Raw genomic sequence first — 11532 nt, forward strand, 5'->3', positions numbered from 1 at the left:
TCCGCCCGTGGCTTTCGGGGGCAAGCGGCAACGCAGGGACACCGCGCGACAGCGCACCGATGCCGAGCTGTTGGCGGCTTTCGTCGCCGGGGAACAGCTCGCGTTCGAGGAGCTGTTTCGCCGCCATCATCGGCAGCTCTACCACCTGGCGCGGCTCACCAGTCAAACCCCGGAGGACGCCGAGGACGCGCTTCAGGAAGCGATGATCTCGGTGCACAACTGTGCCGGCTCGTTTCGCCAGGACGCGGCGGTCACCAGTTGGCTGCACCGCATCGTCGTCAATGCCTGTCTGGACCGGCTGCGCCGGGCCAAGTCCAGGCCAACCGTGCCACTCGAAGATGTCTACCCGGTGCCCGATGCGACGACCCGTGTCGAGACAGCGATCCTGGTGCGCCGCGCCCTGATGCGCCTTCCCGTCGAGCAACGTGCCGCGGTGGTCGCCGTCGATATGCAGGGGTATTCGATCGCCGACACGGCATTGCTTTTGGGCGTGGCCCAAGGCACCGTCAAGAGCCGTTGTGCCCGCGGTCGGGCCCGGCTCGCGCGGCTGCTGGGCTACCTCGACGCCGACATCAACGCCGTGGACATGAGCTAGCCCGACCGGCCGGGATACCCGCCGGGCGGGGACTGCCCGTAGCCAGCGAGCCCGCCATGGCGGACACTGGGGCGGATGAATGAGGCCGAGGACGAAACTGACACGGACCCGGCGCTGACCGTCGAGCTCCTCGCCGACCTGCAGGCCGGTCTGCTCGACGATGAAACCGCCGCCCAAGTCCGGCGCCGAATCCGCACCGACCCGCAGGCGGCGGCAACCCTGGAAGCGTTACAACGCGTGCGCCGCGACGTCGCCCAGGCGGGCACCGACACGTCCGGGTTGGGCGATCCTCCCCCGCGCCTCCCCACCAGGATCACCGATGCGGTCCGGTCCGCGACGTCGGGTGGCCCCACCGCCGCCCACGCCGCGCGCCCCCGCCCCAACTCGAACAAGATCCTGGCCGGCATCGCCGGGCTGATCGCGCTCATCGCCGCGATTGGACTCGGTACCGCCGCACTGATCACCGCACCCGAGCCGACCCCAAGCGGCCCGCCCACCGCGATGCACATCACAGTTTCCACGCCGCCTCCAGTGATTCCGCTCTCACACGACCAGGTCCTCGACCTGCTCCAGCGCGCCCCCGACTACGGTCCGTTTGCCGATCCCTCGCGACGCGCCTCCTGCCTCAGCGGCCTCGGCTACCCGGCATCCACTCCGATCCTGGGCGCGCAGCCCGTCGACATCAATGCCCGTCCAGGCGTATTACTGGTGCTGGCCGGCGATGCCCCCGCCGATCTGGCGGTCTATGCGGTCGCGCTCAATTGCAGCGCGGCTGACACCGGTCTGCTCGCCAGCACCACGCTGCCCCGACTCCCCGACTCCTAGCGGCATGCCGGTGCGACGCAGCGGGCGGGAACAGCAGTGCTTACGCTTGCGTTCATAGTCGTGATCGCCTCCGTACCCGAAAGGCCCGTATGACTACCGACTCTTCTGCTGACGCCACCATCCACGACGTGATCGTCATCGGCTCCGGTCCCGCCGGATACACCGCGGCGCTCTACACCGCCCGTGCTCAGCTGGCTCCGCTGGTATTCGAGGGCACCTCGTTCGGTGGCGCGCTGATGACCACGACGGAAGTGGAGAACTATCCCGGTTTTCGCGAAGGGATCACCGGCCCGGAGTTGATGGACGAGATGCGCGAGCAGGCGCTCCGTTTCGGCGCCGACCTCCGCATGGAAGACGTCGAGTCGGTGTCGCTGGATGGACCGATCAAATCTGTTGTCACCTCTGACGGAGAGACCCATCGGGCGCGCGCGGTGATCTTGGCGATGGGCGCGGCCGCGCGTTACCTGCACGTGCCCGGCGAACAGGAGCTGCTGGGGCGCGGAGTGAGTTCCTGTGCCACCTGTGACGGATTTTTCTTCCGCGACCAGGACATCGCGGTGATCGGCGGCGGCGACTCCGCGATGGAGGAGGCAACCTTCCTCACTCGGTTCGCCCGCAGCGTGACCCTGGTGCACCGTCGTGACGAGTTCCGGGCCTCCAAGATCATGATCAATCGGGCCCAGGCCAACGACAAGATCCGCATCCTGACCAACAAGATCGTCCACGCAGTGGACGGGGAGACGACCGTCACCGGACTGCAGTTGCGCGACACCGTCACCGGGGAAGAAACCACCCTGCCGGTAACCGGCGTGTTCGTCGCGATCGGGCACGAACCGCGATCGAGCCTGGTGCGCGACGCCGTCGACGTCGACCCCGATGGCTACGTGCTGGTGAACGGGCGCACCACCGGCACCTCGCTGGAAGGTGTTTTCGCCGCCGGCGACCTGGTGGACCGCACCTACCGGCAGGCGGTCACCGCCGCCGGCAGCGGGTGCGCCGCGGCCATAGACGCCGAGCGTTGGCTGGCCGAACATGAAGCAACTGGAGACGCCGACAGTACCGACACGCTGATTGGAGCACAGCAATGACCGATTCCGAAAAGTCCAGCGCCACCATCGAGGTGTCAGACGCCTCCTTCTCCACCGAGGTGCTTTCCAGCAACAAGCCTGTGCTGGTGGACTTTTGGGCAACGTGGTGCGGGCCGTGCAAGATGGTGGCGCCGGTGCTCGAAGAGATCGCTACCGAGCGTGCGGACAATTTGACCGTGGCCAAGCTCGACGTGGACGCCAACCCGGAAACGGCCCGCAATTTTCAGGTCGTCTCCATCCCGACGATGATCCTGTTCAAAGACGGCGAGCCGGTGAAACGCATCGTTGGGGCCAAGGGCAAAGCGGCGCTGTTGCGTGAGCTATCCGACGCGGTTCCCAACCTGGGCTAACTGTCGTTCGCACCACCGAAACGGCTCCCCGACTGGCTTGGGGTTTCCCGAAATCGGCGAGGATCTGCGACAATGCCAATTAATTGTCGTGCACTTGTCAGCGATGTCCGCTAGTCCCGGAGGGCCCTTGTATGCCGAGTCCGCGCCGCGAAGACGGCGACACGTTGCGCTGTGGTGACCGCAGCGCCGCCGTCGCGGAGATCCGGGCTGCACTGGCCGCATTGGGCATGCTGGACAATCCCGACGAAGACCTGAGCACCGGGCGCCACATCGCGCTCGAGCTGTTCGACCCCGAGCTCGACCACGCGGTGCGCGCCTTCCAGCAACATCGGGGACTGCTTGTCGACGGCATCGTCGGTGAGGCAACCTATCGAGCGCTCAGAGAGGCCTCCTATCGCCTCGGTGCACGCACGCTCTATCACCAGTTCGGTGCGCCGCTCTACGGTGATGACGTCGCGACGCTGCAGGCCCGCCTACAGGACCTGGGTTTCTACACCGGGCTGGTCGATGGATATTTCGGGCTCCAAACCCACAATGCGCTGATGTCCTACCAGCGCGAGTACGGGATGTCCGCCGACGGTATCTGCGGTCCAGAGACGTTGCGGTCGTTGTACTTTCTGAGTTCACGCGTCAGCGGTGGCTCACCGCATGCGATTCGGGAAGAGGAACTGGTCCGCCGGTCAGGTCCCAAGCTGTCGGGCAAGCGCATCATCATTGATCCGGGCCGCGGAGGTAGCGACCGTGGCCTGATCGCGCACGGTGAAGCCGGACCGGTCAGCGAAGCGGACGTGCTGTGGGACTTGGCAAGTCGACTTGAAGGCCGGATGTCGGCAATCGGCATGGAGACCTTCTTGTCCCGGCCGGCGAACACCAGCCCGTCGGATGCCGAGCGGGCCGCTACCGCTAATGCCGTTGGTGCAGACCTGATGATCAGTCTGCGCTGCGAAACTCAGACCAGCGTTTCGGCCAACGGTGTCGCATCCTTTCACTTCGGTAATTCGCACGGTTCGGTATCGACCATCGGCCGCAACCTCGCCGACTTCATTCAGCGAGAAGTGGTGGCACGCACGGGCTTACAGGACTGCCGCACACACGGACGCACCTGGGATCTATTGCGATTGACCCGGATGCCTACCGTTCAGGTCGACATCGGTTACATCACCAACCCGCTCGATCGCGAGCTGCTGGTCTCGACACAAACCCGCGATGCCATCGCCGAAGGTATTCTCGCCGCGGTCAAGCGGCTCTACTTGCTCGGCAAGAATGACCGGCCCACGGGCACATTCACATTCGCCGAGCTGCTGGCCCACGAACTGTCCGTGGAGCGAGCCAGCCGCCTCAGCGGTTCCTAAACCAGCCCATACCGCCAGAACCGTTGGCGTGCTGTCTACTTACGGACTGCAACTCGCAGCGCCGGCTCCCACCGGCTGCTGCAATTGAGCATTCTCCAAGAGCCGTTCCAGCGCGGCCTCGACTTCGGCCTTCCACCCCAGGCCCTTGTCCAACTCGAGGCGCAAGCGAGGGAAGTACGGATGCGGCCCCACCACAACGAAACCCACGTCGATCAAGAAGTCGGCGTCCAGCATGCAGTGCTCCACCGAACAGTCACCGAGAGCCGCCAGCACCGGTTGCAGCTCAGGGGTGACGGCATTCGAGTCTTGTAGCTCGGCGGCGGCGGTGGTGCGACCGAACGCCTCCACGGCACGCACGCCGCGGCGCACCAGTTCGTCGATGACTCCGGCGATCAGACTGTGCGACAAGTCCTCGGTGTCCTCGCCGGCCTCGATGCCCATCGAGGTCAGCAGGATCGCGTCGGCGGACACCGGCCCGGACGGAAAGCGGTGGGCCCGCGGTACCGCTCGTGGCGGCGCATAAAACACATAGCCCAGACAGGCCGGTTCAGCGTCGCTACGCTCGTCCGGGATTGCCGTGGCGATCTGGCCGCACGAGCCCCATTCCAACATGACCATCGACAGCCAGGCTTCCTTTTCGAATTCCGGGTCGGCGAGGTGGTCGTTGTTGCCCAGGGTCGCGGGATCCACTTCCCAGAAGACGCACCGGCGCGCATGCTTGGGAAGCTGCTCGAAGGCTTCGAGCCGCAGCGCTGTAATACGAGCAGACACTAGTCTCCTGGCCTCCGTGCGGTACTGCAGCAATCGTTTCTTGCACCTCTGCTAAGCCGCCCGGCCCGCGTCGTTGCAACGCGATGTCGGCAGCCCCGCTCCTCCACGAACCGCCCCGCGGCTCGCGTTGTCACACGGCGATAGCAACAGCCAGTTGTCTCCCGGCTGATGTGCCAACGGCAACCTCTCCAGAATAAGAGAGTGGGCCGGGATGGGGCCAGTGTTGGCCTAGCCACTCCAGACCGCCCGGGGTTTGTGTCGGGCCAGTCCGACGTCAGATCCCCCCGAACCACGCCGGCCGCTCGGGCGGGACTCGGCTGTGGTTCCGCCGCGCTGGTCTGAAAGCCGGTCCAATCACGAATTCGACTGAGCCACAGCAGTTCTCCATCCGGTTTGGATTCCGAGGGTGGATTTTTCTGCGGTCGGCACCGACGCAGTGTCACAGTGACGTAATTACCGCTTGTGGCTGGTCACGCCTCGGCATCGGTCATTATTCCAATGATTCGTTGCAAGTCGTCCACCGAGCCGAACTCGACCACGATCTTGCCCTTACGTTTGCCAAGACTGACTGTCACCCGGGTATCGAAGGCGTTCGACAGCCGGTCAGCAACGTCTTGCAGTCCCGGCATCTGGATCGGCTTGCGCCGCGGCGGTGTCGGGGTACTTGCGTCGTTGCGGTTGGCCAGGGTCACCGCCTCCTCGGTGGCCCGCACCGAGAGTCCTTCCGCAACGATCCGGCTTGCCAGTTCTTCCTGAGCCTCCGGGCCGGCTTCCAGCGATAGCAGTGCACGTGCATGCCCCGCGGACAGCACGCCCGCAGCCACTCGCCGCTGGACCGGGATCGGCAGTTTCAGCAACCGGATCATGTTGGTGATCAACGGCCGAGAGCGGCCGATCCGGGCGGCCAGCTCATCGTGGGTAACGCCAAACTCATCGAGAAGTTGTTGATATGCGGCGGCTTCTTCCAAGGGATTCAGCTGTACCCGGTGGATGTTTTCCAGCAGAGCATCGCGCAGCAGGTTGTCATCGCCGGTTTCCCGCACGATGGCCGGGATGGTGGCCAGCCCCGCCTCTTGAGCCGCTCGCCACCTCCGCTCCCCCATGACGATCTGGTAGGGCGCACCGCTTTGCGCTCCGTCAACCGTGCGCACCACGATCGGCTGTAAGAGGCCGAACTCGCGGATGGAATGCACCAATTCCGAGAGCGCTTCTTCATCAAAGACCTGCCGCGGCTGACGGGGGTTCGCCTCGATATCCCCCGGCGCAATCTCTCGGTACACCGCGCCCATCGCCGCGGCATCCGCGACGGGGCCACCGATGACGACGTCGGCGGCGGCCGAACCCATCCGGGGTCCAAAGCCTTGCGCGCCGGATTCGCCTTCGGCCGGGCCGGTGGGTATCAGCGAGGCCAGTCCCCGGCCGAGGCCGCCCTTTCTGCGCGAAGGCTGCGTCATGCCCGTTCCTTCCCGGTCTGTGGTCGATCACGCTGAGCGAGTTCGCGGCTGGCATCGAGGTAACTCATCGCCCCGCGCGAGCCGGGGTCGTAATCGATGATCGTCATGCTGTAGCCCGGAGCTTCGGAGACTTTGACGCTGCGCGGTATGACGGTGCGAAGGACCTTGTCACCGAAGTAGCTGCGGACTTCTTCGGCCACCTGGTCGGCCAGTTTCGTCCGCCCGTCATACATTGTCAAAATGACGGTGGTGACTTCCAGGTCCGGATTGAGGTGAGCTTTCACCATCTCGATGTTGCGCATCAGCTGCGAGACGCCTTCCAGTGCGTAGTACTCGCACTGGATCGGGATCAGGACTTCCGGGGCCGCCACAAGCGCGTTGATTGTCAGCAGGCCCAACGATGGCGGGCAGTCCACAAAAACGTAGTCGAAGTCGAATTGGTCGAGCTCGGCCAGAGCGTTGCGCAAGCGATTCTCGCGCGCGACCATGCTCACCAACTCGATCTCCGCGCCGGCCAGATCGATGGTGGCCGGTACACAGAAGAGTCGGTCGCTGTGTGGGCTACGCCGTAGCGCCTCGCGTAATGAGACTTCGCCAATCAGCACCTCGTATGACGATGGGGTGCCCGACTGACGATCGGTGATCCCGAGTGCGGTGCTCGCGTTGCCCTGCGGGTCGAGATCGATAACCAGTGTCTTGAGTCCTTGGATCGCCAGGGCCGCCGCGAGGTTGACGGCGGTGGTGGTCTTGCCGACGCCCCCCTTCTGGTTGGCGATGGTGAAGACCCGGCGTTGATGCGGCGGTTTCAGGGGGTCATGGGTCGTATGCAAGACCCGCATCGCTCGCTCGGCGGCAGCGCCGATTGGGGTATCGAACTCACTCGATGTTTCACGTGAAACATTCACCGTCGGATTGTCCGCCGATTCCGCCGCGGACGCTACCCCGTCCGCGTCCGGCCCGGTCGCCTCCACCGCCTCCGGCGCATCGGCCTCGCCGGTGGCGACACCAGCCGGTGTCCCGGCAGCGGCGTCCGATCCCTTGTCCACCCCGGCGGCACCGCCGGATTCGGCATCATCCTTCGCCGCCGCGGACGCTCCCGCACCGGGTACCGGAATTCGTAACAGCCTCATGCCGGTGCTCCCCCCGTTCGCCGCGGAGAGACCCGTCGATTGGGCCCACGCGTGTCCCCGCGTCGGGCTACCACCACGGTTGCGGGCGGTTGCAAGTAGTTCGCGCCACATGGCACTACCCTGACATCCGCGGCACCCAACGACTCCATTACACGCCGGTGCTCGCGCACTTCATCGGGAGCTCGCTCCCCTTTGATCGCCAGCATTCGCCCCTCCCGCTTCAACAACGGCATACTCCACTTCGTCAGTTTGTCCAACGCGGCCACCGCTCTCGAAACCGCGGCATCACTGCCGCCGAGGCGCTCTCGCACCGACCGTTCCTCCGCGCGGCCTCGCACGACTTCCACGGCCAGGCCGAGATCTGTGACGACCTCCTGCAGAAATTCGACGCGCCGCAGCATTGGCTCCAGCAAGACGACCTGGAGGTCGGGGCGGGCTATCGCCAACGGTAGGCCCGGCAGACCCGCCCCGCTTCCGATGTCTACGACGCGTTCACCGTCATCGAGAAGTTCACCGATCACCGCTGAGTTCAAGACGTGACGTTCCCAGAGCCGGTCCACCTCACGCGGTCCGAGCAATCCCCGCTCGACCCCGGCGGTGGCCAGCCAATCGGCATAACGTTGGGCGAGCTCGAGGCGCGGGCCGAAGATCGCCGACGCGGCATCATCGAGGGGCTGTGTCATCGCACCGAACTCTCGGCCGGCTCGTGAGTCGGGCCATGTTTCACGTGAAACATTCTCCGCTCTTCTTGCACCCAACAGACCGCAACCGCAATAACTACATCGCTGTAACTCGATCGGCACCCATTACGGCAGGGTCCCGATCCGCTCACGGATCAGTCGCGCAGAACGACGACGCGCCGTGCCGGCTCGACGCCTTCACTTTCGCTGTGCACGCCCGGCACCGCCGCCACCGCGTCGTGCACGATCTTGCGCTCGAACGGGGTCATCGGCGACAGCTCCTCGCGTTCACCGCTGTCGGCCACCCGACGCGCCACCTTGTCGCCCAGCGCCGCCAACTCCTCGCGACGCTTGCGCCGCCAGCTGGCGATGTCGAGCATCAGGCGGCTGCGCACACCCGTCTTCTGGTGCACCGCCAGCCGGGTGAGTTCTTGGAGCGCATCCAGGACCTCTCCCCCACGGCCTACCAACTTGTTCAGGTCGTTGCCACCGTCGATGCTCACCACCGCACGGCTGCCCTCGACGTCCAGATCGATGTCCCCATCGAAGTCGAGCAGGTCCAACAACTCTTCCAAGTAGTCACCGGCGATCTCGCCCTCGGCGACCAAACGCTCCTCGAGGTCGTCACCCTCGGCGGCGCCATCGGCCGGCGGTGTCTTCTCCGCCACGTCACTTTCCAGTTCGGTGATGTCAGCCTCGGTCATAGCCCTATCTCCCCTCAGTCACGGGTTGGTGGTCGCGAAAATTCGCGGGGTCTTTTCTCTAGTGGCTCAGCACCGGTGCTCCGGCTGAGCCGACGGCGCTGACGCGCCTACGGTTACCGTTTACGTTTTTTGGGACGCGCACCCGGGCGCGGCGTTCGATTAGTTGGCGAGCTGTTGCGCGCGGTCGAGTTCGGCTTGTCCTGCTTGGTGTCGCCGGACGGCGCTTCCTCGCCCGAAGCCTCGGTCGCGTCGGTGTCCGAGACGTCCTCTGACTCCGCTGGCGATCCATTGCTGCCCGCCACCGCTTTGGGTGTGCGCTTCGGCTTGGCTCCCGGCGCGGGAGCGTTGGCCGCCCGCCGCTCCAACGCCTCCTGCTTCTTGGCCTCTTCCTCTTTCTCGATCATGCTGAAGACGTAGTGCTGTTGACCGAACGTCCAGATGTTGTTCGAGAACCAGTACAAGATGATGGCCAGCGGAAGAAACGGCCCACCGACAACCACGCCCAGCGGAAAGACGTAGAGAGCCAGTTTGTTCATCATCGCGGTCTGCGGGTTGGCCGCGGCCTCGGCACTCTGCCGCGCGACCGACGCCCGACTGTTGAAGTAGGTCGCGACACCGGCCAGAACCATCACCGGAACACCCACCGCGATCACCGCGGGCCGACTGAAATCGACGAACGCGTCCAGCCCGCCCCGCTGCGTCATCGAGGCACCGATCGGCGCACCGAACAGGTTTGCGTCCAGGAAGTGGCCCACATCGGTCGGGGTGAAGACATAGTTTCCGGTGAGCCGGTTCTCCACCACTGACAAGTGCGGCTGACCGAACCCACCCGTTGTCCGATTGAACGAACGCAACACGTGGTAAAGCCCCAAGAACACCGGAATCTGCGCAAGCATCGGCAGACAGCCCAGGATCGGGTTGAACCCGTGCTCCCGTTGCAGCTTCTGCATCTCGAGCGCCATGCGCTGGCGATCCTTGCCGTACTTCTTCTGCAAGGCCTTGATCTGTGGCTGCAGCTCCTGCATTTGCCGCGTGGTCCGGATCTGGCGCACGAACGGCTTGTACAGCAGGGCGCGCAATGTGAAGACCAAGAACATCACCGACAGCGCCCAGGCGAAGAAGTTCGAGGGGCCTAGCACCAAGGCGAACAGCTTGTACCAAACCCACATGATCCACGACACCGGGTAGTAGACGAAGTCGAGGCTGAAAAAATCAAACAAAAAACTCACTCTCCCCTTGCTTCACCGCGGGACTGCACCCAGCCTCGTCGGCCCGGCAACCCTGGCGCTCCGGTATCGGATCCCAACCCCCTTGGTGCCACGGCCCACACTTTGCGAGTCGGGCGACCGTCAGCCAACTGCCCCGAATCAGTCCGTACTCGGAAAGCGCATCCACCGCGTACTGACTGCAGGTTGGGATAAAACGACACGAGGCCGGCCGCAACGGCGAGACCATGTGCCGATAAAGCTCGATCACATAAATGAGTCCGCGCGCTGCCAACCGGCCGCTGGTTCTGACCATGCCTGGGCCACTCGATGCCGACGAGGTCACCGGTCGGCACCCGCCGATTCGAACGCCCGTCGCAATCCGGTACGCAGTTGCTGCTCCAGCCATGCCGAGGACACGTGGCGGCTGCTCGGCAACGCACGAATCACAACTCGATCGCACGGGTGAAGGTTCATCAGCATCGGACGGGCGACATGTCGCAGTCGACGCGCAACTCGGTGACGTTCCACTGCTGTACCCACGGACTTGGCGATGATCAGCCCAACCCGGGGGCTGCTGTCTGCAGCGCATTCCTTGGCCCGACGGACGTGAACGATGACGTCGGGCTGCACGGTGCGCACCCCTTGTCTGACCGTCGCGTCAAACTCAGTCGACCGCCTCATGCGGTTGCGTGCGGACAGCACCGCTGGGAAACCCGGCGCTGCGATCAGGCAGTTAATGCACGGCGGCCCTTACGGCGCCGACCAGTAACAATGGCCCGCCCAGCGCGGGTCCGCATCCGCAGACGGAAGCCGTGAACGCGGGCTCGACGCCGGTTGTTCGGCTGGAAGGTCCGCTTGCCCTTGGCCACGACATTCTCCTCGGTGTCTCTGGCATAACCAACCGGCCGCCAACATCCTCACTGTCGGCCGGAGGTGGTCTCGCTACTGGCCGGCGCGGTCCCTCAATACAAGATTCAGGTCGCAGCCGCATCGCCTACTTTCGGGCGACTGTTTGAGGGTACTGACGAGCCTTCTCCTGGTCAAACCTCGCCAGCCTCAATAGACCCACCCTGAACCGAGTCGACCGCCAAATCTGGGTCACAAAACCACCCTCACAGCCAACCCTCAACCGAATACCAGAGAACTGTTGGCAGCCGCACCGAAAACTGTTAGCTTCGGGCAGTGCTGTTTTCGGATTGAAACGGCGGCCGACAATGAAGCGAGGATGGCGGATCAACTAGCTGCCCAGACAACCGCTTGGTTGTACGCAGCGCGGAGATCGCGAGCCGTTGCCGATAGGCTGTGGCCCGCCATTGGTCGTCCTTTCCACACCTGTGCATAACGGTGTGGATAGTGTGGCCCATAATTCCACTGC

At 64.6% G+C, this 11532-nt stretch carries 14 protein-coding genes; 5 read left to right on the top strand and 9 right to left on the bottom strand.

Annotated elements, in window-relative coordinates; genetic code table 11:
* Window positions 1–7 precede the first annotated feature (7 nt).
* From sigM to CCUG20998_RS27410, 5 genes are all read left to right on the top strand, one after another.
* A complete protein-coding gene (gene sigM / locus CCUG20998_RS27390) occupies window positions 8–595 on the top strand; it encodes an RNA polymerase sigma factor SigM (RefSeq protein WP_020731167.1) in 588 nt (195 codons plus the stop codon).
* A gap of 75 nt (window positions 596–670) precedes the next feature.
* Complete coding sequence (locus tag CCUG20998_RS27395; protein ID WP_020731168.1) at window positions 671–1420, top strand: hypothetical protein; 750 nt, start codon at window positions 671–673, stop codon at window positions 1418–1420.
* Between the two features lie 89 nt (window positions 1421–1509).
* A complete protein-coding gene (trxB, locus tag CCUG20998_RS27400) occupies window positions 1510–2508 on the top strand; it encodes a thioredoxin-disulfide reductase (protein ID WP_020731169.1) in 999 nt (332 codons plus the stop codon).
* Window positions 2505–2858 carry a thioredoxin gene (gene trxA, locus CCUG20998_RS27405; RefSeq protein ID WP_015357726.1) on the top strand — a complete coding sequence of 118 codons (354 nt, stop codon included), beginning with the start codon at window positions 2505–2507 and terminating at the stop codon, window positions 2856–2858. The genes trxB and trxA overlap by 4 nt, the downstream gene beginning before the upstream one ends.
* A 131-nt stretch (window positions 2859–2989) precedes the next feature.
* Entirely contained in the window at window positions 2990–4210 is a 1221-nt protein-coding gene (locus tag CCUG20998_RS27410; protein ID WP_020731170.1) for an N-acetylmuramoyl-L-alanine amidase, read from the top strand.
* 39 nt (window positions 4211–4249) lie between these two features.
* On the opposite strand, the gene CCUG20998_RS27415 is transcribed toward CCUG20998_RS27410, so the two are convergent.
* From CCUG20998_RS27415 to rpmH, 9 genes are all read right to left on the bottom strand, one after another.
* The gene (locus CCUG20998_RS27415; protein ID WP_020731171.1) at window positions 4250–4981 is read right to left on the bottom strand and encodes a hypothetical protein; all 732 of its coding nucleotides are present in this window, start codon (window positions 4979–4981) and stop codon (window positions 4250–4252) included.
* Between the two features lie 470 nt (window positions 4982–5451).
* Entirely contained in the window at window positions 5452–6435 is a 984-nt protein-coding gene (locus tag CCUG20998_RS27420) for a ParB/RepB/Spo0J family partition protein (protein ID WP_020731172.1), read from the bottom strand.
* Window positions 6432–7565, bottom strand: a complete 1134-nt coding sequence (locus CCUG20998_RS27425; protein ID WP_012396980.1) for a ParA family protein — start codon at window positions 7563–7565, stop codon at window positions 6432–6434. Before CCUG20998_RS27425 ends, CCUG20998_RS27420 begins: the two co-directional genes overlap by 4 nt.
* On the bottom strand, window positions 7562–8248 hold the full coding sequence (gene rsmG / locus CCUG20998_RS27430; protein ID WP_020731174.1) for a 16S rRNA (guanine(527)-N(7))-methyltransferase RsmG: 687 nt from the start codon (window positions 8246–8248) through the stop codon (window positions 7562–7564). Before rsmG ends, CCUG20998_RS27425 begins: the two co-directional genes overlap by 4 nt.
* Window positions 8249–8400: 152 nt before the next feature.
* Window positions 8401–8949, bottom strand: a complete 549-nt coding sequence (locus CCUG20998_RS27435) for a Jag family protein (RefSeq protein WP_020727093.1) — start codon at window positions 8947–8949, stop codon at window positions 8401–8403.
* Between the two features lie 113 nt (window positions 8950–9062).
* The gene (gene yidC, locus CCUG20998_RS27440; RefSeq protein ID WP_020731175.1) at window positions 9063–10178 is read right to left on the bottom strand and encodes a membrane protein insertase YidC; all 1116 of its coding nucleotides are present in this window, start codon (window positions 10176–10178) and stop codon (window positions 9063–9065) included.
* Window positions 10162–10470, bottom strand: a complete 309-nt coding sequence (yidD, locus tag CCUG20998_RS27445; protein WP_011742528.1) for a membrane protein insertion efficiency factor YidD — start codon at window positions 10468–10470, stop codon at window positions 10162–10164. The genes yidC and yidD overlap by 17 nt, the downstream gene beginning before the upstream one ends.
* Before the next feature lie 26 nt (window positions 10471–10496).
* Window positions 10497–10859 (bottom strand): ribonuclease P protein component, encoded by a 363-nt coding sequence (rnpA, locus tag CCUG20998_RS27450; RefSeq protein WP_036456819.1) that lies wholly within the window; start codon window positions 10857–10859, stop codon window positions 10497–10499.
* Window positions 10860–10882: 23 nt separating this feature from the next.
* Entirely contained in the window at window positions 10883–11026 is a 144-nt protein-coding gene (rpmH, locus tag CCUG20998_RS27455; RefSeq protein WP_011742530.1) for a 50S ribosomal protein L34, read from the bottom strand.
* Between the last annotated feature and the right edge of the window lie 506 nt (window positions 11027–11532).

This window comes from Mycobacterium marinum (assembly GCF_003391395.1).
Classification (GTDB): domain Bacteria; phylum Actinomycetota; class Actinomycetes; order Mycobacteriales; family Mycobacteriaceae; genus Mycobacterium; species Mycobacterium marinum.

Excerpts from the sequence above, each read along its gene's own strand:
- CCUG20998_RS27395 (WP_020731168.1), top strand. The coding sequence starts at position 671 with ATGAATGAGGCCGAGGACGAAACTGACACGGACCCGGCGCTGACCGTC.
- trxB (WP_020731169.1), top strand. The coding sequence starts at position 1,510 with ATGACTACCGACTCTTCTGCTGACGCCACCATCCACGACGTGATCGTC.
- trxA (WP_015357726.1), top strand. The coding sequence starts at position 2,505 with ATGACCGATTCCGAAAAGTCCAGCGCCACCATCGAGGTGTCAGACGCC.
- CCUG20998_RS27410 (WP_020731170.1), top strand. The coding sequence starts at position 2,990 with ATGCCGAGTCCGCGCCGCGAAGACGGCGACACGTTGCGCTGTGGTGAC.
- CCUG20998_RS27420 (WP_020731172.1), bottom strand. The coding sequence starts at position 6,435 with ATGACGCAGCCTTCGCGCAGAAAGGGCGGCCTCGGCCGGGGACTGGCC.
- CCUG20998_RS27425 (WP_012396980.1), bottom strand. The coding sequence starts at position 7,565 with ATGAGGCTGTTACGAATTCCGGTACCCGGTGCGGGAGCGTCCGCGGCG.
- rsmG (WP_020731174.1), bottom strand. The coding sequence starts at position 8,248 with ATGACACAGCCCCTCGATGATGCCGCGTCGGCGATCTTCGGCCCGCGC.
- CCUG20998_RS27435 (WP_020727093.1), bottom strand. The coding sequence starts at position 8,949 with ATGACCGAGGCTGACATCACCGAACTGGAAAGTGACGTGGCGGAGAAG.
- yidD (WP_011742528.1), bottom strand. The coding sequence starts at position 10,470 with ATGGTCAGAACCAGCGGCCGGTTGGCAGCGCGCGGACTCATTTATGTG.